18 protein-coding genes are annotated in these 22,115 nt (G+C 72.4%); 6 read left to right on the top strand and 12 right to left on the bottom strand.

Going from position 1 to position 22,115, the window contains the following annotated elements; genetic code table 11:
- Positions 1–37: 37 nt before the first annotated feature.
- On the bottom strand, positions 38–283 hold the full coding sequence (locus tag ACFV3R_RS30860; protein WP_385590045.1) for a hypothetical protein: 246 nt from the start codon (positions 281–283) through the stop codon (positions 38–40).
- 24 nt (positions 284–307) lie between these two features.
- Positions 308–1,597 carry a PAS domain-containing protein gene (locus ACFV3R_RS30855; RefSeq protein ID WP_385590020.1) on the bottom strand — a complete coding sequence of 430 codons (1,290 nt, stop codon included), beginning with the start codon at positions 1,595–1,597 and terminating at the stop codon, positions 308–310.
- A gap of 391 nt (positions 1,598–1,988) precedes the next feature.
- On the opposite strand from ACFV3R_RS30855, the gene ACFV3R_RS30850 reads away from it, so the two are divergent.
- Genes ACFV3R_RS30850 through ACFV3R_RS30840 form a run of 3 tightly spaced genes read left to right on the top strand, consistent with a single transcriptional unit; the run spans position 1,989 to position 6,861 of the window.
- Positions 1,989–3,440, top strand: a complete 1,452-nt coding sequence (locus ACFV3R_RS30850) for an acetyl-CoA carboxylase biotin carboxylase subunit family protein (RefSeq protein ID WP_385590018.1) — start codon at positions 1,989–1,991, stop codon at positions 3,438–3,440.
- Positions 3,437–5,449: a PEP/pyruvate-binding domain-containing protein gene (locus ACFV3R_RS30845; RefSeq protein ID WP_385590016.1), complete on the top strand. Its 2,013-nt coding sequence runs from the start codon at positions 3,437–3,439 to the stop codon at positions 5,447–5,449. The genes ACFV3R_RS30850 and ACFV3R_RS30845 overlap by 4 nt, the downstream gene beginning before the upstream one ends.
- Complete coding sequence (locus ACFV3R_RS30840; RefSeq protein ID WP_385590014.1) at positions 5,446–6,861, top strand: MFS transporter; 1,416 nt, start codon at positions 5,446–5,448, stop codon at positions 6,859–6,861. Before ACFV3R_RS30845 ends, ACFV3R_RS30840 begins: the two co-directional genes overlap by 4 nt.
- A 123-nt stretch (positions 6,862–6,984) precedes the next feature.
- Here the strand turns inward: ACFV3R_RS30840 and ACFV3R_RS30835 are convergent, their stop codons facing one another.
- The 6 genes from ACFV3R_RS30835 to ACFV3R_RS30810 form a co-directional block, all read right to left on the bottom strand.
- Positions 6,985–7,587, bottom strand: a complete 603-nt coding sequence (locus ACFV3R_RS30835; protein ID WP_385590012.1) for a hypothetical protein — start codon at positions 7,585–7,587, stop codon at positions 6,985–6,987.
- 327 nt (positions 7,588–7,914) lie between these two features.
- On the bottom strand, positions 7,915–8,643 hold the full coding sequence (locus ACFV3R_RS30830; protein ID WP_385590010.1) for an SDR family oxidoreductase: 729 nt from the start codon (positions 8,641–8,643) through the stop codon (positions 7,915–7,917).
- A gap of 98 nt (positions 8,644–8,741) precedes the next feature.
- A complete protein-coding gene (locus ACFV3R_RS30825) occupies positions 8,742–9,440 on the bottom strand; it encodes a nitroreductase (protein ID WP_385590008.1) in 699 nt (232 codons plus the stop codon).
- A 227-nt stretch (positions 9,441–9,667) separates the two neighbouring features.
- Positions 9,668–10,153: a MarR family winged helix-turn-helix transcriptional regulator gene (locus ACFV3R_RS30820; RefSeq protein WP_385590005.1), complete on the bottom strand. Its 486-nt coding sequence runs from the start codon at positions 10,151–10,153 to the stop codon at positions 9,668–9,670.
- Between the two features lie 197 nt (positions 10,154–10,350).
- Positions 10,351–11,103, bottom strand: coding sequence for an SDR family NAD(P)-dependent oxidoreductase (locus ACFV3R_RS30815; protein WP_385590003.1), 753 nt, complete (start codon positions 11,101–11,103; stop codon positions 10,351–10,353).
- Positions 11,104–11,172: 69 nt separating this feature from the next.
- Positions 11,173–11,784 (bottom strand): NAD(P)-dependent oxidoreductase, encoded by a 612-nt coding sequence (locus ACFV3R_RS30810; RefSeq protein WP_385590001.1) that lies wholly within the window; start codon positions 11,782–11,784, stop codon positions 11,173–11,175.
- A gap of 134 nt (positions 11,785–11,918) precedes the next feature.
- On the opposite strand from ACFV3R_RS30810, the gene ACFV3R_RS30805 reads away from it, so the two are divergent.
- Positions 11,919–12,584 (top strand): TetR/AcrR family transcriptional regulator, encoded by a 666-nt coding sequence (locus tag ACFV3R_RS30805; protein WP_385589999.1) that lies wholly within the window; start codon positions 11,919–11,921, stop codon positions 12,582–12,584.
- A gap of 271 nt (positions 12,585–12,855) precedes the next feature.
- Complete coding sequence (locus ACFV3R_RS30800) at positions 12,856–15,663, top strand: glycoside hydrolase family 2 TIM barrel-domain containing protein (RefSeq protein WP_385589997.1); 2,808 nt, start codon at positions 12,856–12,858, stop codon at positions 15,661–15,663.
- A 124-nt stretch (positions 15,664–15,787) separates the two neighbouring features.
- On the opposite strand, the gene ACFV3R_RS30795 is transcribed toward ACFV3R_RS30800, so the two are convergent.
- The 3 genes from ACFV3R_RS30795 to ACFV3R_RS30785 form a co-directional block, all read right to left on the bottom strand.
- A complete protein-coding gene (locus tag ACFV3R_RS30795) occupies positions 15,788–16,588 on the bottom strand; it encodes a TIGR03084 family metal-binding protein (RefSeq protein ID WP_385589995.1) in 801 nt (266 codons plus the stop codon).
- A gap of 56 nt (positions 16,589–16,644) precedes the next feature.
- The gene (locus tag ACFV3R_RS30790; RefSeq protein WP_385589993.1) at positions 16,645–18,966 is read right to left on the bottom strand and encodes a protein kinase; all 2,322 of its coding nucleotides are present in this window, start codon (positions 18,964–18,966) and stop codon (positions 16,645–16,647) included.
- Between the two features lie 760 nt (positions 18,967–19,726).
- Positions 19,727–20,320 (bottom strand): snapalysin family zinc-dependent metalloprotease, encoded by a 594-nt coding sequence (locus ACFV3R_RS30785; RefSeq protein WP_385589991.1) that lies wholly within the window; start codon positions 20,318–20,320, stop codon positions 19,727–19,729.
- Between the two features lie 347 nt (positions 20,321–20,667).
- Between ACFV3R_RS30785 and ACFV3R_RS30780 the strand changes: the two genes are divergently transcribed.
- Positions 20,668–21,891, top strand: coding sequence for a metallophosphoesterase (locus tag ACFV3R_RS30780; protein ID WP_385590043.1), 1,224 nt, complete (start codon positions 20,668–20,670; stop codon positions 21,889–21,891).
- A gap of 130 nt (positions 21,892–22,021) precedes the next feature.
- On the opposite strand, the gene ACFV3R_RS30775 is transcribed toward ACFV3R_RS30780, so the two are convergent.
- Positions 22,022–22,115 (bottom strand): acyl-CoA dehydrogenase family protein (locus ACFV3R_RS30775; protein WP_385590041.1); only part of this gene is annotated, 94 nt, incomplete at its 5' end.

Genomic DNA, 22,115 nt, shown 5'->3' with positions numbered 1-22,115 from the left:
CCGTCAGGTCCTCCTCCCCCGGCTGACCTCCCGGCCGTCACGCGCCGGGCCGGCGCCTCGCCGGGAGCCGACCGCCTCTTCCCCGCGCGTCGGCTCCCCCGGGCGTCGCGGGCCCCTCTCCGGGCACCACCCGCACACCCGGACCACCCGGACCGCTTACACGGTAGATGCAGGTGTCGTCGCCCCACAGGGTCGCCTCGGCCACGGCGTACCCGCCCCGTGCGTCGCTGCCTGCCTCCAGGATCTCCATCTCCACCCTGACCAGCCGGGTGGCCGGCGTGATCCGCCCATAGCTGCGGCGCCCGGCTCAGGAGGGGCTCGGCGGGCGGAGGGCCGTGGCCGGGTTCGGGGGCCAGGCGCGCGGGGCGAGGATGCCGAGCACGTAGGCACGGGCGACCAGGGCGGGCCGGGTCGCGGCGCCCAGGAGCGCCCGGAGCCGGCTGAGGTGGTAGTCGACCGCCTGCCGGGACAGCTTCAGCGAGGTGGCGATCTCGCCGTTGGTGCTCCCCCCGGCGAGGAGGCACAGTATGCGGATCTGGGCGGCGGTCAGCGGGGGGTGGGCCTCGTGGGCGATGCCCTGGTGGGTGACGACGGCCCAGACGTGCGCGACCCGGCCGACGGGCCCGCGCACCGTGGTCAGGTGGAGCTGTGCGCGGCGCTGGCGCCCTTCGGCGTCCAGGAGCACGGCGGGGGTCTCCACCCGTCTGATGCGGCGGGTGATCAATGCCTCCCAGGCCGTGCGCAGCGGGCGGAGGTCGGGCGTGGCGGCGAGCAGGGTGTGCGCGCGGCGGCCGACGAGGTCGGACAGAGTCGTCCGGAAGAGTTCGGCCGCTGCCGTACCCGCCTGTTCGATACGGCCGTTGACCGAGAGGAGCGCGCAGGGCAGACCGCTGTGGTCGCGCAGCGCCCGCAGGTTCTCCTCGGCCTCCCGGCGCTGGTCCATCGCGCGGGCGTGTTCGGTGATGTCGACGTAGATGCCTGCCACACAGGTCTGGCCGTTCTCCTGGACGGGGAAGCGGTGGCCGGCCGCCTGCCCGGTGCTGCCGTCCGAGCGGTGGTAGCTCAGGTGGTGGCGTACCGGCTTGCCCCGGCGGAGGATCTCCTGGTCCAGGGCCCGGAACTGCGCGGCGTCGGAGGGCGGGTCGAGGTCCTCGATACGGCTGCCGACGACCCGCTCCGGGGTGGTGCCGTAGAGGTGCGCGTAGGAGTGGTTGGCCCACAGGTAGCACCCGGTCCGGTCGCGGATGAAGGCCGCGGCCGGGGCGAAGTCGGCGAATTCCGCGAAGGCGGCGTACCGGCGGCCAGTCGCGGGCTGCGCAGCGGTCTCCACTGCGAGTCCGCAGGCAGGGCCCCGGCTCTCGTCCGGGGGCCATCTCACGTGGAACGACCGGCCGTCGAACCGGACGAGGCAGTGTCCGTCTTCGGACGGGCGTCCCGCAGCGGACACCTCGCGGCGCGTGCGGTCCAGGAAGCGCTGCACGGTGGGGAGGTCGGTGAAGGCGCCGCCGCCTCCCTCCACGAGACGCCCCTGCTCGTCCGCCTCCCACCAGGACACGGGGAGCTGCTCCAGCAGTGCACTGAGACCGGAATCCTTCACGACGGCCTTTCCGTCCATGTTCCCGCCGGTCGGCGGGGAGTGACACGGCGATGCCTATCCCGTGCGGAACCCGCCCAAGCCCGGTTCTCGGCCGACTGTGACGCACGCGTCCACCCTCGGAGCGCCTGGGCATGCGTCCCCACCGAACCTCCACCCCACTCGCGGTGGGACTTTGGCGTTTGCCTGACCGGCGCCCGCCTCCGAAGGCGCTTCGGGGCTCCGCCGTCTGATTCCCTTGAGTGCGCCACCGGTCACCCGCTGTGTTCTACGCGGGTTGCGTCCCGCTGTACCTCGACCACGTCCGAGGGCGGGACCGGCAGGCGATCAGGAAGCGGGGCCGAGCCACCGCTCGGCTCCTGGAACGGGGCAATGTGATGGGAGACGGACTTCAGTGAGCACAGTGCTGTTGGTGTACGCCAAGGGCGGTCCCCCGCTCGGCCATGTCCTGTCCCGGGCGGCCGCGCGGGCGGAGGTGCACCTGCTGGCCCTCAGCGCGCTTCCGGCAACGGTCGCCGAGCCTGCGGGAAGTCTGTGCGCCTCCGTCGTGACGCCCACCGACGCGGAGAAGGCGGACCTCGTCCCGCTGATCGTCGCGCGGGCCGGAGCCGTCGGTGCGGACGCGGTCCTGACCTTCTCCGAGTACGCGGTCGTGGCCGTCGCCGAGGCCTGTGAGGTGCTCGGGCTCGCCGGAGCGGGAGACGCCGCCGCGCTCGCCCGCGACAAGCGGATGATGCGGCACACCTGGTACCGGCGCGGCCTGCCGCAGCCCGAGTTCCGCCCCGTCACCACGGAGTCGGACCTGCACGCGGCCGCCGCCGCCCTGCCCGTCCCCATGCTGCTGAAGGCGGCCTGGAGTGCGGGCTCCACCGCCCACCAGGTCATCGGCTCCCCGCAGGAGGCCGTCGCCGCCTGGCGGCGCTCGCGCGAGGTGATGGCCGAGTCGGCGCAGCTGGGCTTCGCCGAACTCCATGTCCCCGAGGCCGACGGCCACTTCGTGGTCGAGGAGATCGTGACCGATGACGCCGCGCACTGGTTCGACGAGCCCGGCTGGGGCGACTACGTCAGCGTCGAGGGCGTGGTGGCGGACGGCGTCTTCCACCCCGTCTGCGTCAGTGGCCGGATGCCGACGGTGGAGCCGTTCACCGAGCGGGCGGGCATCACCCCCGCGCCGCTTCCCGCGGACCTCCAGGACCGTGTCGTGGCCCTCGCCCGGGAGGCCGTCGACGCCCTCGGCCTGCGCGACTGCGGCACGCACACCGAGATCAAACTCGGCGCCGGCGGACGCATGTGGCTGATCGAGACAGCCGCACGCTTCGGCGGGGCCATGACCGTCCCGCAGATCGAGGAGGTTTTCGGACTCGACCTGGTCGGCATGCTCGTGGACCACCTCCTGGGCCGCCCGGTCACCTGGCCGGAACGGGTCCTCGGCCCCGAGCAGGCACGAGGCGCGGCGGGTTCCCTCGTCGTCCTCGCGGTGGACGGCCGCAACGAGGCCTGGCCGGACCGCAGGGTGTGGGACTTCCCGCTGGTCCAGGAGGCGGTCGTGCTGAGCGAGGGCAGCACTCTCTCGGTGGTACCGGAGAGTTCACTGCCCGACGGCTGCACCGTGCCGGTCTACGACCCCGCCGGCGGAGCCAACACGATGGCGGCCCTGTGCCTGCTCTCCGCCGCCGACGCGCGCACCGTTCTCCGGGACTTGACGACCCTGGTGGACGCGCTCCCCGTCGTGCTGCGGCCCGCCGTGTCCGCGGCGCCGCAGCCGGTGCCCGCACCACCGCAGTCCGAGCCCGTCACCCGCCCGCGGGTCCGGGCGGTCGCCCAGTCCGAGGGAGCCCCCGCATGAGCACCACCGTGCTTCCCGCCGCTGTCGCCAAGGCCGCGACCGACCGCACGGTCGTCGGCGAGAACCTCTCGCTGCCGCTGTTCCGCACCCTGTCCGGAGTCCTGGCCGGGCATCCCTACCTCAAGGTCGTCGTCGACCGTGCCGAAGCGACCTGGCACCTGCTCGACACGGCTGCACACCCCTTTCACGTCAACTACACGGCCACCCGGATCCTCGGAATGGGCCTCGACGAACTCGACTCCCGGCTGGACGAGTTCAACGCCTCGGTCTACACCGACCCCGAACGCCGCTTCCTGCTCGGCGTGCTGTCCCTGCACACCGAGCAGGAAGCGGAGGGCCGCGAGCGCACCTTCCTCGTGCTGGAGACGACCGAGGCCGACACCATGCACGGGGAGTTGCTCGAGTTCTTCTACGCCTTCGTCCGGGAGCGCGTCGACGGCAGGCTGCCGCTCCTCCTCAAGCCCGCCAACCACGGCCAGGAGGAGGAGCTGGCCGCGATCAGCGAGCAGCGGGTGCCGCGCGTCCTCAGTCACGAACTCTTCGGCACCAGGACCCGCACACCGCTCAACCCCGGTGAGGCAACGGGCCGGTTGCGCTACTTCCGCACCGTGGCGGAGTACGAGGCCGCGGCCGGCGGGCTCGGCTGGACGGACATCGTCGCCATGCCCTGCCTGCCGGACGACGTGCCGAGGGTGGCCGGCTTCGTCAACACCGCGCCCATCACCCCGCTGTCCCACACCAACGTCCTCGCCTCCGGATGGGGCATACCCAACGCCATCATCCGCGACCTGGAACAGCTCGTGGAGAAGGACAGCCTGGACGGCTCATGGGTCCGCTACCGGGTCCGTGAGGACGAGATCAGCCTGGAGCTGCTGGAGCAGGTCCCCGAGTTGCGGGCTCCGTCCTGGCACCAGCAACGCATCCGGTTGGAGCCGCCCCTCCTGGAGGACGCGCCCGTACTCTCCCTGTACCGGCTGCGCAGCGCCGACCGGGACCGCTACGGCACCAAGGCGGCCAACCTCGGAGAGCTGCACCACGTGCTCGACAGCCGCACCGCCGACCTCACCGCCTTCCACGGCCGCCCCCGCCCACCGCGGGAGAACCTGTACGGGCACCTCGCGGCCCGGCTCGGCCTCCACGCCCCCTCCCCCGCGAAACTCCGCGCCGCCGCCGCCTCCTTCGTGGCCCGCACGGTCCGGGCCCCCGAGGGTGTCGCGTTGCCCTTCTCCCTCCTGCACCGCTTCCTCACCTCCTCACCCGCCCTGCAACAGGGCATCGGCAAGCTGAAGATGGCGCTCGAACTTGACGCCACCGACGTGCTCGACTCGCTCTGCCTGGAGATCCAGCACCTGATCCGGCACACCCCGGTGCCCGAGTCCGTCGCCGGACAGATCACCCGCGCCTGCCCCGCCCCGCTCGCGGCGGGCGACCGCCTCGTGGTGCGCTCCTCCTCCAACGCCGAGGACCTTCCGGGCTTCTCCGCGGCCGGGGTCTACGACTCCGTCACCACCGTCCGCGGGGCCGGCGAACTCCTCGCCGCAGTGCGGCAGGTGTGGGCCTCCCTGCTCTCACCGCGCAGCGTGCGGCTGCGCCACCAGGTCGGCATCTCCCTGGACGACACGTACATGGGCGTGATCATCCAGCTGTACGTCCCCGCTGCGCTCGGCGGCGTCCTGGTGACCTGCAACCCCACGCGGCGCGAGGACTTCCGCAACGTCTACCTCAACTGCTCGCCGGGCTCGCCCGAACAGGTCGTCGAGGGAGGGGTCCTGCCGCAGCAGTACCTCTACAACACCGTCGAGGGCGGTGGGCGCACCGTCGCCCTCGGTTCCTGGCCGGAGGGACTGCCCGCCGCCGTGCGCGCCCGGCTCGCGGACCTGTCCCTGACCGGGCGGCTGCTGCAGTCCCACTTCAGCGCACCCGAGGTGGACGACCCCCTGGACATCGAGTGGCTGCTGACCGACCAGGGCGACTTCCGCCTGGTCCAGATCCGCCCCTACGCGCTGTGAACCCCCGCCTCCGGCCGTCCACGGGCACGTCCCCGACCGGCACCGCCCGCCGCGTCATCCGGCTCAACTACGGTTTCCAGCTGCTGTTCAACCTGCTGTGGTGGATGCCGGTGTTCTACGCCTACCAGAGGGAGGCCGGCCTCTCCGACAGCCAGATCTTCGGTATCCAGAGCATCTACTACGTGGCCTTCTGCCTCTTCGAGATCCCGACCGGGTTGATCGCCGACCGCATCGGTACCCGCAACTGCCTGTGGGCCGGTGCCGTCGTCATGACGGCGGCGAACCTCACCCCGGTGTTCAGCGCCTCGTACACCGGCTTCCTCGTCCACTTCCTCGCCGTCGCGGCCGGCCGCTCCCTCACCTCGGGAGCAGCCAGCGCCTACCTCTACGACGGGCTGCGCGCCGAGCGTTGCGAGGAGCACTACCTGAAGGCGGAGGGCACGGCCCGGGCACTGGGGCTCGCCGCGAAAGTCCTGTGCTGGCCGCTGGTCGGGCCGTTGATGGCCTTCGCCCACCCTGCCCCGTACGTCCTGAGCGCCGTGAGCGCGGCGGGCTCACTGGCCTGCGCGGTGGCCCTGCCCCGCTCGGCCGCCTCCGCCAGGGGGCGCCGGAGGGGCGCGCCGGCCACGGCCGGCAAGGCGTCCGGGACGGCGGGGGACGGCCGGGGCACCTCGCTGGACGACGCGAGGGCAGCGCTGCGCTGCGTCCTCTCCTCGCCGTGGCTGGCACTGGTGATGGTGCAGGGCGTTGCGGTGTTCACCCTGTCCCGGATCTGCCAGGTCAACCTCTTCCAGCCGATCCTGCTCGCCCACGGCATCGGCGAGTCCTCGCACGGCGGGGTGCTGGCCGCCATGACGGTGGCGGAGGCCGTGGGGTCGGCGCGACCCCAGTGGCTCGGTAGCCGCCTGACGCCGGTGGCCTGGGTCTCCGTCCTCAGCCTCGTCCTGGCCGGCGCCCTTGCGGGCATCACTCTCGGCGGGCCCTGGACGGTCGTGGCTCTGCTCTGCCTGTTCGCCGCCGCCACCGGCTTCGCCTATCCGGTGCAGCGCAAGCTGGTCAACGACGCCGTACCGGCCCACGCCCCGCGGGCGACGCTCCTGTCGGTCGAGTCGATTCTGGACCGTGCGGTGTGCGCACTCGCGGCCCTCGCCGTGGGCGCCTACCTCTCCGCCGGGCGCCTGGACGCCCTGCTCCTGCACTGCGCCCTGGCCACCGCACTGCTGCTCGGCGCCTTCCAACTGGTGCGGCGCCGCCGGAGGTTGCGGATCTCCACCGGTGGGGCGGCGGAGCGGGACGCCGTCCGGCACTCGGCCGATCGGTCCGTCCGGGAGGCGTCGGCGGACACGGGGCGCGCGCCCGGGACGGACGGCACGGACCCGGCAGCCGACGCCCGTCCCAAGGCAGGCGTGTGAGACGGCCCGCAGGCCCGTATGCCTTCCGGGGGCGGGCCTGCGGGCCGCGGTGGCGCTCGCACACTCCTGCCACCCTCGCGCCCCCGGTGGGAGGTGCCCGGCGGCAGGGGCAGCGGGTGAGGATCAGTGCGTCAGGAGTGCGATCAGGCGAGCCGGGAGGTAGGCGGGGCGGCCGGGCTGCCCGACCTGGTAGGCCACATAGCCGAGCGCGGCGGCGGCATCGGTCTCCTCGGCGCTCTCGCCCTCGTAGACGAGGCAGCAGCCGCCCGCCTGCGACCTGGCGCGCTCCCAGAGGGCGGGTGCCGGCTTGCGCTCCGCCTCGGTGCGCGGGGTGAGGATCCGGTCGCCGAAGTCCTTCCAGGCGAACGGGGCGGGTCCCACCCAGGCCCCGTCGACCTCCTTCTCCAGTACGGCAGCCCGCTCGGCGTCCGTCTCGCCCCAGGAGGGCGGCACGTTGGTGAGCAGCCCGACCTCGATGCGCCGCTCCCTCAGCCTGCGCAGGTAGGCGGCCGCACCGGGCAGGTAGCCGGTGCTGGAGTCCTCGGCCGTGTGCACCAGGGTCTCGCCCAGGTCGAAGTAGACGACGGCGCAGCCGTGCGCGGCTTCCGCCACCGCCCCGGCCGGCGCGTCGTGCGGGACGTCCGAGGGCACGGCCGCGCTCGCCGCAGTGACCAGCGCGGCCGACACCGCGGCGGCGCTCAGAAGCGCGAGCCCCGCACGGTACAAGCCACCTAAGGAGGACCTGTTCACGGTGTTCGGTGCCCCTCTCTTCGACGCATCGCAGGGCGCCCTGGTGTCAGGTACGTGGACGACAGGTTCGCGAGGTTCCCGCGCCGCCCTCGTCCGCCCGGCACACCGCCCCTCCGTCACCCTTCCTTCCAAGCCATACCCCTGGGCGGCCCGCCCGACTCGCCCCCCGCGGGGCCCGGCGGACCCGATCGTGCTCCCGGGCGGCACCGGCCCCGGCCCGGCCGCCGCGCGGGGTTCCCGGCCCCCTCCCACGGGGCGGCCGGAGCGCGGCGCCTTGCGGGCTGCGCCCAAGTGATGCGGGAGTCAGGCGAGCCAGTCGGTGTAGCGGGTGGCGGCGAGGTGGGCGTCCTTGTCGGTGAGGACATCGCCCTTGACGACGGCGAACATGCCGGCGGTGGGGTCGGTCACGACCGTGCGGTTGTCGCCCTTGCGGGAGAGGGTGACCCTGCCCAGTTCGTCCAGGGGGAAGACCTCGGGCCCGGCGATGTTGCGGATGCCGTTGAGCGGGGCTCCCGCGGCGACGTCCGCGACCGCGGCGGCCACCTCCTCGGAGGCGATCGGCTGGATCGGCGTGGCGGGCAGGCGGACGGTGTCGGCGTCGGCCGTCCAGGACATGACGGACTCCATGAACTCCATGAACTGCGTTGCCCGGACGATCGAGTACGGGATCGGCCCGGCCGCGAGGATCTTCTCCTGGAGCTCCTTGGCCCGGTAGTAGTCCAGCTCCGGGACCTGGTCGGTGCCCACGATCGACAGGATGACGAAGTGGCCGGCGCCGCCTTTCCGGGCCGCTGCCAGGAGGTTGTCCATCGAGGTCTGGAAGAAGGCCGGGGAGGCTTCGTCAAAGGTCGGCGAGTTCGTCAGGTTGACGACGACGTCGGCTCCCGCCACCGCCTCGTCCAGCCCCTGGCCACTGATGACGTCGACTCCGTTGGACTTCGAGTGGGGTACCGCCTCGTGCCCGGCGACGTTCAGGTTCTTGACCACCTGCGACCCGATCAGGCCGGTGCCGCCGATGACTGCGATCTTCATGACGTCCCTTTCCTCCGCTTTTTCTGCGCAATATGACATACGCGAGCATGCTGGGGCACGGCAAGGAACGACGCGTCGGCCCCCGGGGACGACCGAGGTCAGTCGCCGTCGACGAACGTGACCGTCTCGTCGAGCGGCGCCCGGCCCGTACGGCCCTCCACCGCCCCGGCGTCCTCGAACCCGATCGACATGCCGCAGAAGAGGACGAGCTCCTCCGGGGGTGACAGGACGTCCGCGACGGTGCCGTGGAATTTCGCCCATGCCATCTGCGGGCAGCTGCCCAACCCTTCGGCCCGCAGCAGCAACATGACGGTCTGCAGGTACATACCGAGGTCGGACCACTGGGGCCGCCCCAGGCCGCGGTCGATGTAGCAGAACAGGGCGGCGGGAGCGCCGAAGCAGTCCCAGTTGGCGGCAGCGGCCCGCCGGCGCGCCTCGACGTCCTCACGCGGAACACCGAGTGCTCCGTAGCGCTGCTCCCCGAAGGCGGACCGGCGCTCACGGTAGGGGGACCTCAGCACGGACGGGTACATCTCGTACTCCGCCTCGTCCCAGGGGTCACCCGCGGCCAGGCGCTCGCCGGCACGCTTCTTGATCTCGGCCAACGGTGAGCCGGTCACCACGTACGCATGCCACGGCTGGAGGTTCGAACCGGACGGCGCCCAGGCCGCGGCGGACAGCACCCGCTCCAGCACCTCCCTCGGGACGGGCCGGTCGGTGAACCGCCGCACCGACCGTCGACCCGTGACCGCCTCGTAGACGTCCGTGCCCCCGACTCCATCCGTTCCGCGGCCCATTTCAGATCACCCGTGAAAGTATCATTCGATACAATCTCGCCTGCAACCAATGGCCACGGAAGCATACGGAAACCGCCCCTCGGACGCGCCGCCCGGACCTGCACCACCCAGGGCCGGCGGTCGGCGCGAAGCAGCCACGACGCCACCCCGAGGGCGATGCCGCACAAGTCACCGGGGTACAGGGGGAGATGCGCGCCGCCGCGGTGGACGACCGGCGGCGCACGGAGTCACCCCTCGTCGGTTGCGGGATGGGCGAGCCGGGTCAGCAGGTCGGTCAGCTGCCGGGCCTCACCGGGCCCCAGGTCGGCGACCAGCCCTTCCGCCAGCGGCTCAGCCGCCTCATGGGCCGCGTCGAACAGTTCGAGCCCCTGGGGTGTGATCTCCACCGCCCGCACCCGCCGGTCCCCCGGCACGGCCCGGCGCACGGCCAGCCCCTTCCGCTCCAGGTCGTCCACCACCCGCATGATCCCGGCCTTGTCCGACCCCGTCGCGGCCGCCAGGTCACGCTGGACCGTGGGCCCGCGGTCGACCAGCACGAGCAGCACCGCGAAGTGCCGCAACTCGACACCGAGCGGCCGAAGAGCCTCCCCCAACACCCCGGCCGCACGCCAGTGCGCTCGGCGCAGCAACAAGCCGAGAGCGAAAGGCGAGGCATCCCCGGGCCGGTCGGTCGCACGCGGGGCGGTGCCGGAAGGAGAGGTATCGGTGGGCATGGAAGGAGGCTACTTCATTCGTTACGGTATCGTTTGATACCAACTGCGCCGGAGCCCGCCCCGCGACTGCCGAGCCCGTGCCGCGCCCCATGACCGCGCCCCGTCACCGCGGACCGGCCCGAGCGGGCGCCACTCACGCGCCCCGCCGGCGACGTCCCCGCCATGTCGCCGGCGCGCACCCCTTGGCCGTGGCACCCTCAGGCCCGCCGGCCGCCGTCCACCGACAGCGCGATCCCGGTGACGTACGAGGCGGCGTCCGAACAGAGCCAGACGACAGCCGCCGCGGCCTCTTCCGGTGCGGCCATCCGGCCGAGCGGGGTGGTCGCCTCCTGCATCGCGATCATGTCGGTGCCGGCCGCCACGCGTTCGAAACCGGGTGTGCGGGTCGGGCCGGGGCAGACGGCATTGACCCGGATGCGGCGTGGCGCGTAGTCCACGGCGGCGACCTTGGTGAGTCCGACGACGCCGTGTTTCGCGGCGACGTAGGCGGGGGCGGTGGGGATCGCATAGAGGCCGCCGTTGGAGGCCACGTTGACGATCGCTCCGCCACCGCGGTTTCGCAGCGCGGGCAGTTCGTACTTCATGCACAGGAAGGTCCCGCCCAGGTTGACATGGGCCACCCGCTCGAACTCCTCCAGCGACATCTCGTCGAGCTGCCGGTGATGGGAGGCCAGGCCGGCGTTGTTCACGGCGAAGTCGAGACCGCCGCAGGTCTCGACGGTGCGCTCGACGGCCGCCCGGACCGCGTCCTCGTCGACGACGTCGACGCAGACCGCCAGTGCCGCACCGCCCTCCTCCTTGATTCTCTCGGCGGTGTCGGCCGCCGCGGCCTCGTCGATGTCGGTGACGGTGACCATGGCGCCCTGCCGGGCCAGTTCGATCGCCGCAGCGCGGCCGATCCCGCTGCCCGCGCCGGTCACGAGTCCGGCCTTCCCGGAGAAACTGCTCACGCTGAACCTTTCGATGGGGGTGCCGGCGCCCGGTGGGGCGCAGGGACTGACTGCCGCCTCGGACGGCGGTCAGCCAAGGGGCACGAGGATGCCGCTGCCGGCCCTGCCGGTCTCCGCTTCGTCCAGCAACAAGGAGGCCAGCGTGGCCCGGGAGATCCTGGGCGGCAGCAGCGGGCGCCGCAGCTCCGCCAGGGGCACGGTGCGGCGAGTGGGGCTGAGGGGGCCGTCCGTGACGTCCGGGGCGTGAAAGACCGTGGCGCCCGCGTCCAGGGCGATCCGGTCGGCTTCGGCCTTCTCCGCCAGTTCCGCACCGACGAACAACCGCATGACCCCTGCGTAGATCAGCCCACCCGACCGGCTCGACACACCCGAGCCCAGCGCACCGAGCCAGACGGTGCGCACGCCGGCTGCCGCAAGCGCCTTGGCCCCGGCGACCAGCGCTCCCGGACCGTCGCCCTTGCCGATGCCGATGGCCGAGACGACCACGTCGACGTCAGCCAGGTCGGGGAAGCCCCGCGGGACGGTGACGTCCGCCTTCCTGATCTCCGTCCGCCCCGGTACGGGCACGGCGACCCTGGCCGGCGTGCGCACCAGGGCCACGACCTCGTGTCCGCGCTCCAACGCCTGCTCGACGAGTACACCGCCGGTCCGCCCCGAGGCTCCGAGTATCGCGACGCGCATGATCACCAATCCTTGACTGAACAACTGTTGGTGACTTGAGTAAACGACCGTTGGTCAGCGGTGTCAAGGCGAGCGCGACCTGTAAACTGAACACCTGTTGTTGCATCGTCCACGCAGGTCGGAGGGGAGTGAAGGTGTCACCCCAGGAGCGGTCCGCTCCCCGTCGCCGCAATCCGCGAGGGCAGGGACAGGTGCTCAAGGCCCAGCTCGTGGACGCCGCGGCCAAGCTGCTGGCCACCCTCGACCAGCCGGAGACGCTCACCCTCCGGCAGGTCGCACGTGAGGTCGGGGTGGCGCCGGCGAGCATCTACAGCCACTTCTCCGACCTGAGCGCACTGGTCCAGCACGTGCTGCGGCTGCGCTACGAGGAAATGGCCCGGCTCATGGACGAAGCCGCGCGGTCCGCCCAGGACCCGCCGGCCGATCTCGTCGCCCGCTGCGCGGCCTATGTGCGCTGGGGGGTCAGCCAGCCGGGCCACTACCGCACGCTCTTCGGCGGGCGCATGCCTGCCGACCTGGTTCCCGGGTCAGCACACGGCGCGGGGGCCGAACCGTTCGGCGCTCTCGTCGCCTCTCTGGCCGCCGCAGCCCGCGGGGGGCGCCGCCGGTCCTCCACCGAGGAGCAGTGGCAGGCCGGTCTGATGCTCTGGACCGCCCTGCACGGCCTGGTCAGCCTCTACAACGACCACGGCAACCTCCCCTGGCCACCCCTGGACGAGCTGATCGCCGACGTGGTCAGCCTGCACACCGACCGCCCGGCAGCCGAGATCTCGGCCCTGCTGAACCAGCACGAGGAGTGAACCGGAGCTTCCCGGCTCTGAACGGCGTTCACCTCGTGTGAGCCGCAGGCCCGTCCACGGCCCGCGGGGCCACGGCGCCATGCATGACGGCCCCGGTGGTGCGGCGGACCGAGCAACAGTCGCCGGTGGAGCCGGGACGGGCCCGGCCCCACCGCTCGCCCGGCTCCTGCCGGCACAGAACCTCACAAGGCCGTTGACAAAGGAACCGGGGCCTGCGGACGATGGAGCTCGCACCAGGGCCGACAACGTTGTCAGATGCATCGGGAGTGACGTGACCGAGTTGAATCGCAGGCGTTTCCTGTCCACCGGGATCGCCACTGCCGGTGGGGGTGTTCTCGGGACGCTCGGACTCTCCGGTGTCGCCGGCGCTGCGCCGGCGGGGACCGCAGGCACCCGTCTCCTCCACCGCGACGGCCACGAGATCACCAGCGGATGGACCTTCGGGGCGGCCGACGGCAGGACGCCGCCCGGCAGCCAGATGGCCGGCCCGCAGCACATGTCCGGCCTCAAGCCCGCTGTCGTGCCGGGCACACCACTGACGAGCATGATCGCAGGCGGCGAGTACCCCGATCCCCTGTACGGCCACATCGTGACCGACACGGTTCCGGACACCCTCAAGGACAGCGACTACTGGTACCGGGTCTCCTTCCCCGTGCCCCGGCTGATCCCCGGCCAGCGGTTCTGGCTGCACTTCGCCGGCATCAACTACCTCGGGACCATCTGGCTCAACGGCACCAAGGTGGGCACCGTGGAAGGCGCCTTCAAGCGGGGCGACTTCGACGTCACGGACATCGTCGCGAAGGCCGACGGCACGGCCCACCTCGCGGTGCTCGTCGGCAGGCTGCCCGACGTCGACCCCCCGTCGCTGCCGAGTTACGCCAGCGGCGTGACCCGTGGCGGGCGCAACGGCGGCAAGACCGGGATCACCCTGAAGAACGGGCCGACGTTCTTCTGCACGGCGGGCTGGGACTGGCTGCCGACCATCCCCGACCGGGACCTGGGCATCTGGCAGCCGGTCACCTGGTCCACGACGGGCCAGGTGCGGCTGAGCGACGTGCACGTCGATCCGACGCTCTCCGCCGATCTGAGCACCGCCGACGTCAGGGTCACCCTCAGCCTCGACAGCGCCTTCTCCTCGTCCCGGTCCGTGGTGGTCCGGGGCACCCTCGACGGCCGCGAGTTCGCCCGGAGCGTCACCGTGCCGGCCGGCGCGTCCACGGTGACGGTGACGCCGCAGGACATCGCCTGCCTGCGGTTGGACCGCCCGAAGCTGTGGTGGCCGAACGGCTACGGCGACCCGCACCGCTACCGGCTCTCGATCGGCGTGGAGTCGGGAGGCCAGGTCCACGACGAGCGGACGGTGGACTTCGGTGTCCGCCGTATCGAGTACACCAAGCCGATCCAGTCACAGGCCGGCACACCGGTCGACTGCCTGGCGATCACCGTCAACAACCAGCCGATCCTGGTGATGGGCGGCAACTGGGGCCTGGACGAGGCACTCAAGCGCATTCCGCGGGAACGTCTCCGCGAGCAGGTGCGGTTGCACAAGGAGGCCAACCTCAACCTGATCCGCAACTGGAACGGCCAGAGCAGCACCGAGGACTTCTACGAGGCCTGCGACGAGTTCGGCATCCTCGTCTGGCAGGACTTCTTCTGCTCGACCGAAGGTCCGCCGCCGGCGAACGTCACCCGCGACCTGGACAACATCCGGGACTGCATCGTGCGGTTCCGCAACCACCCGTCGATCCTGCTGTGGTGCGGCGGCAACGAGGGCCCGCCGCCGCAGCCCCTCATCGACGGCCTGGACGCGCTGGTGGCCGAGCTGGACCCCAAACGCGCCGCGCTGACCAGTTCGGCCGGTGACACCGGCAAGAACCCCATCGGCGGCTACAGTTCGGGCGGGCCGTACCACTGGGTCACGCCCAGCACCCACTTCGAACTCAACGACGGCACGCACTGGCCGCCGTTCCACAACGAGGTCGGCTCGTACTCGATCCCGACGCTGGAGTTCATCAGGAAGATGCTCCCCGAGGCGTCGTGGGAGCACCCTGACGACTTCTGGGCCGACCGGGACGTCAACGGCAACGGCGGCAACGGCGGCGGCGCCGGCTACCTCGACCTCACCGCGAAGCGCTACGGCGAAGTGCAGAACCTGCCGGACTTCGCCCGCAAGTCCCAGCTGATGAACTACGAGTGCATCAAGGCGATCTACGAGGCGCACGCCGCGAACATGCAGAGCGCCGCGCCGGGCAAGCCGTACCCGCGCACCGGCGTCATCATGTGGATGACCAATCCGGCGCAGCCCAGCTTCGTCTGGCAGATGTACACCCACGACCTCGAGGCGCACTCGGCGTTCTACGCGGTCCGGCACGCCTGCCGGCGGGTCAACGTGATCCTCGACAGCCGGACGTACGACGTGGTGGTGGCCAACCACACCCGGGCGGCTGTGCGGGGCACCGTCTCCGTCACCCTCCACGACCTGGACGGCAAGGCGTTCGCCCGCACCTCCTGGCGCGTTGCCGGAGCGGCCCCCTGCGACCACACCGTCGTCGGCAACATCGCCGAGCAGCTGAACGCCGCGCCTTCCGACGTCGCCTTCGTCCGGCTCGCGTTCGAGGAGGCGCACGGAGCCGAACCCGTCCGCAACTTCTACTGGATCGAGAACCCGGCCCGGGCCGCGGGGTTCCTGAGCCTGGACGACGTGAGCCCGGCGGCCCTCTCCGTCGTGGCCGACGCGAAGCACGGGCGGGACGGCCTCGAACTCTCGGTGGAGGTGGAGAACACCGGCAGGTCCGTGGCGCTGATGGTGCACCTGCAGGTGTACGACACCCGGACCGGCGAACGCATCCTGCCGGCGACGTTCGACGACAACTACCTGAACCTGGTGAGCGGTGAGTCGAGCACCGTCCGGGTCCGGCTGGACACCGACCAGGTCCGCGGGCACAAGGGCATCGGGGTGCGGATCGACGGCTGGCGGATCGACCGGCGCGCCTCCCGGCTGCGGGGACACGGCGTGGCCGTCACCTTCAACCAGGCGGCACTGTCGACCCATCCGTCCACGAAGACCTTCGGCGGGTAGGCCAGGGCGCGGGTACGGCCGACCGCGGCCGGCCGTACCCCTCGTGCGGACCCCACGCGCTGACTGAGGTACCGGGCCGGGCGGTCCGCGACTGCTCCGGGCCTCCTCGCCACTCCCGAAAGACTCAGCAGTCGGTCGTGGCGGCCGAGGGGCGGCGCTTGACCCCTGGAGGTCCGGCGAACGCCTGTGCCACGTGGAGCCACTGCCGGGCCGCGGCGCCGCTCGCCCGCAGGTCGAGGTCGTCGGGGTGGCGACGCTGGGTGACCAGCAGGCAGAAGTCGAGGGCCGGGCCCGTCACCCGGTCCGGCGCGTCCGCCGGCCCGAAGTGCCAGGCCGAGTCGTCCGGTGCGGTCAGTTCCACACGTACCGGGGTGTCGGGCCGGTCCAGGCCGTGGGCGGCGAAACCGTGCGCGAAGGTGCGGTGCCCCAGGTGGGCGATGTGCCGCAGTCGGGCGCCGGGCGTGCGGGTGCGGCCGAGGGCGTCCGCGACGTCCTGGCCGTGGGCCCAGGTCTCCATGATCCGGGCAGTGACCATCGAGGCCGGCGACATCGCGGTGCCGAACCAGGGAAGCCGCCGCCCGTCGGCGGGAGTCGCGGCCAGGGCGTCCGCCAGTGCCCTGGCCCCTGCACGCCACCGTCGCAGGAGCCGGTCGGGGGCGCAGAGGTACTCCTCCGCCCCCGCCTCGACGTACCGGGACAGCCCGGCGTCCGCCGGGGGCGTGCGGGCGGAGAACTCCTCGGGGGCGGTGAGGGACCGCAGTGAGAGGGCGTCCGTCCAGGCGAGGTGCGCGATCTGGTGCGCGACCGTCCAGCCGGGCGCGGGGGTCGCCCGGTTCCAGTCGGGTCCGGGCAGCGCGCGGACGAGGGCGTCCAGGTCTGCGGTCTCCCCGTCGAGATCGGCCAGGAGGGGCGTCAGGTCGACCATGGTTACTCCCTGTCGTGGTGGGATGCGGGCCCTCACGTGCCTCGGTGCCGCCCGGTTCAGTCCCCCTTCGGCGGTTTCTGCGCGTCGAAGGCGAAGAGGGTGTTCTGGGCTGCGGCCACGACCACCGCACGCCCCGCAAGGGTCACGCACGGGCTGTCCTCCTGCCCGCCCGACAGACCGTCGGTCTGCGGCACGGTCGACCACAGCGTTCTGCCGTCGTGGGGCGACAGCGCGACCACCCGGCCGGTGGGCGAGCTGAAGTACAGGGCGTCGGCGCCCGCGACGGGACCCGATGCCCCCTCCACGTCGGTCTGCCGCGACCACTTCTTCCGGCCGGTCGCCGGGTCGAGCGCGGTGACCAGACCGGTCTGACGGCTGACGTAGACGGTGCCGTCCGCCATGCCGGGCGTCCCCGCGTAGGTTCCGGCCAGTCGGGAGTACGTGACCTTCCGCGAGTCCGGGTCGACCCGTGCCACCGCGTCGTAGCCGGCCACCTCCGTTCCCTCCATGTGCTGCCGGAGGAGTACGAGCCTGCCACCCGAGGCGCCCACCGGCATGAAGCGGCCCTTCACCGCGATGGGTTTGCCCAGTGCCCCCGAGGAGCTGTCGACGGTGTACACGGTGGGGTGGCGTACCTCCAGTGCGTCCACCTCCGTGCCCGCCGCGCACATCGCGAGGAGCCGGCGGCCCGACGGGAGGGGGGCGCACCGCTTGCCCGCGGGGAACGGCGTCCTCCAGGTGACCTCACCGCTGTGTGCGTCCCGGGCCTCGAAGCGGGAGTTGGTGGCGTCGACCGTCACGACGGCGGAGCCGACCACAAGGGCGTTCAGGGAGCGGCTGGTGACGGCCTGCGACTGGGTGCTGACCGGGACGGACCACAACTCCCGCCCGCTGTCCGCGTCGACGGCCACCACCTCGCTCGGCGGGCCCTGCGGGTTGTCCTGGTCGGCGAAGCGGTAACCGAGCACCGTGTCGTCCGTGGCGCCGACCATGTACATGCCCTGAACGGGGACGCCCGGGCTCTTCACCGTCCACACCCGTGCGCCGTCCCGGGCCCTGATGCGGGTCGCGACGACCCCTCCGCCCCCGCAGAACAGCGCATCGCCGTGCGCGACGCAACGCAGCTCGTCGGGGGCCCCGGAGCCACCGCCCCGCACGGTCTCGCGCCACGGTGCGAAACCGGCGGGAAGTGCACCACCCGGCGCCGCGACGCTGCTGCCCTTGTCCTCGCCGCTGGGCCACCCGAAGCCGCCCGTCTTCAGTGCGGCGACTCCCCCGCCGATAGCCGCCACCGCGACCACGGCCGCGAGCACGGGGCGCCACCCGCGACGCGGAGCGCGGCCGGCCGGGGCGCCGGTGTTCTCCGCGCCGGGGCCGGCCGGGGCAGTGCCCGGGGCGGACGCGTCAGTGCCCGGGGCGGACGCGTCAGTGCCCGGGGCGGACGCGTCAGTGCCCGGAGCGGACGGCGCGGGGGCGGACGGTGCCGGGGTGTCGCGCGTCGCCAGGTGCTGCTCGGTGTGCGTCTCGCGGGTGCTGCCCGCGCGGGTCCCGTTCGCCTCGGTCCCGCCCAGGTCGGCCGGCAGGTCCCGCAGCAGCACGAGGAGTTCGTCCGCCGAGGGGCGTTTCTCCGGCTCCTTCTCCAGGCACGACTCGACGACCGCGCGCAGGGCTCCCGGCACGGCACCCAGCGACGGTTCCTCGTGCACCACCTGGTACGCGGTCATGTACGGGCTGTCCGCGTCGAAGGGCCCGCGCCCCGTCGCCGAGTAGACCAGCAGCGTGCCGAGCGAGAAGACGTCGGACCGCGGCCCCACTCCCCGCGGCGCCTGCAACTGCTCCGGCGACATGAAGGGCGGCGTACCGATGACCCTGCCGGTCATCGTCAGCGTCTGCTGGTCCGCGGCGCGTGAGATGCCGAAGTCGATGACGCGCGGGCCCTCGGGCGAGAGCACGACGTTCGAGGGCTTCAGGTCGCGGTGGACGACCCCCGCCCGGTGGATGTCGCGCAGCGCCTCCGCCAGCCCGATGGCGAGCCTCCGCAGCTCCGCTCCGTTCAGCGGGCCGTCCGTGGCAATGCGCTGGGCGAGCGTGTGCCCTTCGATATAGGTCGTCGCCATCCACGGCTGCTCGGCCTCGGGGGCGGCGTCGACCACGGCGGCGGTGAACGCACCGCTCACCCGTCTCGCCGCCGCCACCTCCTGCCGGAAACGGATGCGGAACTCGTCGTCCGCCGCGAACTGCTGGTGGATCAGTTTGATCGCGACAGGGCGCCCCGAACTCATCCGGGCCAGAAAGACCGTGCCCATGCCACCCGAGCCGAGCCGCGCCTCGAGCGCGTAGCCGCCGATCTCGGCTGGGTCCCCTTCGCGCAGCGACACTCTTCCCGACCTCCCGTCCCCCGTGCACCTCTGCCACCACGGGCCTGCGTACCTGTGCTGCACACAAACCTAGCCGCAGGGCAGTACTGCACAGCAAAGCAGGTGCGGCACAGGGAGCCCAGGGCCGCCCCGTGCCGGACGCGCAGAAAAGCGCCGCCGGGAACCTGGCGGACTTCTGCGCGGCCCGGAACACCGCACGGCGTATTCCGGCTGGCCTTCGGCCCCGATCGCCGAAGCCCGCTGCCGAGATCGGGGCCGGACTCCGCCCACTCCGTCTTACGGGGAGGGTTTTTCCAGAACTGAAATTGTTTCCGAAGCGCGCCCGATTCCTCACGGAACCTTTTCCAGTACCTCTTCCACCGGCCGACGACGGGGCGGTCCGTCGCTCGGTCCGGAGCCGAGGCGCATCGCCGTCTGCACGCACCCTTGCCCGCCGGCCGGGCGGCGAGCCGCGCTCGCCACCGCGGGTGTGCCAGGGTGCGGACTCAGACCCGTCGAGGGGTGCGCCGAGGGGGCGGTGGAGGGTCCCTCTCCGTGGCATGCCTCGCGTCGGTACCCCCGGCCCCGGGACCCGGCCGCCGCAGGCTGTGACAGCCGCCCGCCGAGGGGATCACCGCTGCCCTGGTCGGCACCGTTTCGCCGGTCGTCCCGAACGCCGCACTGCGACGGGCCCGCTCCCGGGCCGGTCACCACGTCGTCCGGACGCGCAGTGGGCCCCGGCACGGTCCTGTGCGGTGACCTGGCCGGTTCCGGCTGCCCGTCAGTGTGTGCCGGCGAGGACCGACGCGGACCAGACGTCGACCACGATCCGGTGCTGCTCCGGGCTCACGGCCGCCGCACCGTCCACGTAGTTCTGGTCCACCTCGGCCGCCTCTGCCGCGTCCGGCTCGGCGTCGGTACATGCCGTACCGGGGCCGTGGCCGGACATCAGCTCCGAGCACGGGCCGCTGTAGTCGTCGAGCAGCCCGAGGATGTGCCCGGTCTCGTGCGCCGCGATCCGGGTCTTGTCGTAGCCCTCGTCGACCGCTTCCTGACCCAGTTGCACCTGGCCTCTGCTGCCGCCCGGGACGATCGGCCCGAGGGTCGTCTGGGGCCAGCCACTGGTCGCCACGTAGACGAAGTTCGCGGAGCCGGGTGAGCTTGCCGGTTGCAGGTGCACGTTGTGTACGGCTGCGTTCCAGTTCTGCACGCCCTGGGTGATCGCGCCCGCCCACTGTCCTGCTCGACTGGCGTCGTAGGTGAGAGTGACCACCGCCGCGTTCGCCCTGGGCGCCGGGTGCGCCGAAGCCGCACCGGATGTAACGCCCAGCATCGCCGGGATCAGTGCCGCCACGGCCGCTATTCGTTTGATCACGGGACCCGTTCCCTCCCTGACGTCGGTTGCCTGTGCGCCACAAGGGCACCACGGCACCAGTGAGCACCACAAGTACGCGATTCACGGCAGGAGTTGAGCATCCGTCCGTCGGCGGTGGCCGGTTCCGCTGCGGCGCGGAGGGCGCGGCAGCCCCGGCGAGCGGCCCCACCTCGGGGTGGGCGGCTTCGTGGAGCACCGTGTGAGGGATGATGGGGACTGACCGTGGGGCGGACGTGAGGGGCGGCGGCGTGGCTGAGAGCGAATCCATCCTGGCGGAGCCGGACCACCGGCCGTCCGGCGGAGAGCCGCAGAGCACCGCGGCCTCGCCCGGGGGCGGAGCGCGACCGGTGCCGGACGCCCGTTCAGGGGCGGGCAGTCCGCGTGCCGGGCGGCTTCTGCGCCGGCTGCTGGGCGGAGCCGCGGCCCTCCTCGTCCTCATGATGCTGTTCGTCCTGCCCTGGTGGACGCTGTTCGCCTCCGGCGTCCACTGGCCGGTCCCGGTCCTCGTCACCGGCACGGTCGTCTTCGCCGCCTGGCTGGTCTCCTTCCCCTTCCTGATGACCGCGGGCCACGGGCGGCGGCGGGCCGACCGGGCGGCCCGGGTCGCGGACACCACCCTCGGGATGGTCTGGGTGCTGTTCACCTGGTCGGCGCTGGGCGGCCTGGTGCACCTCGTACTGATCGGGACGGGCGTCGGCGGCACCGGCCCGGCCAGGGCCGTCGCCGTGGCCGTGGCCGTGGTCTCCGCCGGCCTGCTGGCCTGGGGGCACCACGAGGCCATGCGTGTGCCCCGGGTGAAGCGGCTGGACGTCCACCTCCCGCGGCTCGGCGGCGGTCTGGACGGAACCCGGGTCGTGCTGCTGGCCGACACCCACTACGGGCCGATCGACCGCGTCCGCTGGTCCACTCGGGTCGCTGAGGCTGTCAACGCGCTCGATGCGGACGTGGTGGTCCACGCGGGCGACATCGCCGACGGCACTCCGGCCCAGCGCCGGGAGCAGTCCGCGCCGCTCGGAACGGTCCGGTCGCGGCTGGCGAAGGTCTACGTCACGGGAAACCACGAGTACTTCGCGGAGCCCCAGGGCTGGCTGGACCGCATGGCCGAACTGGGCTGGGAACCGCTGCACAACCGCCATGTCGTGGTGGAGCGCGGGGGTGACCGTCTCGTCCTGGCCGGTGTGGACGACCTGACCGCGGAGTCCTCCGGCCTGGTCGGGCACCGCGCGAACCTGCTCGGCGCGCTGGCGGGGACGGACCCGGAACAGCCGGTCCTGCTCGTCGCCCATCAGCCCAAGTACGTCGAGCAGGCCGCTGCGGCCGGCATCGACCTGCAGGTCTCCGGGCACACGCACGGCGGCCAGATCTGGCCGTTCAACTTCCTCGTCCGGATCGACCAGCCGGTGGTGCACGGCCTGAGCCGGCACGGCGAACGGACCCGGCTCTACACCAGCCGGGGCACCGGCTTCTGGGGACCGCCCTTCCGGGTCTTCGCACCGAGCGAGATCACACTGCTCACCCTGCGACCGGGCGACGGGCCGGCCGCGTCGGAGCGCTCCGCAGACGCGGTCTGAGTCCGCCCCAGCGCGGTGAGGCGGTGGGACCGTTCCGCGTGAGGGCGTCGCTGCGAGGGGCCGAACCGTCCCCACCCGGCGACTGGAACGGTCCCGCCCCCGTCCCCGGCTTCGGCGGGCCCCCGTTCCGCTACGGCAGGTTGCGGGCCATGACGATGCGCTGGACCTGGTTGGTGCCCTCGTAGATCTGGGTGATCTTCGCGTCCCGCATCATCCGCTCCAGC

Source organism: Streptomyces sp. NPDC059740 (genome assembly GCF_042733155.1).
Lineage (GTDB): Bacteria > Actinomycetota > Actinomycetes > Streptomycetales > Streptomycetaceae > Streptomyces.
This window is presented reverse-complemented; position numbering and strand designations above follow the sequence as displayed.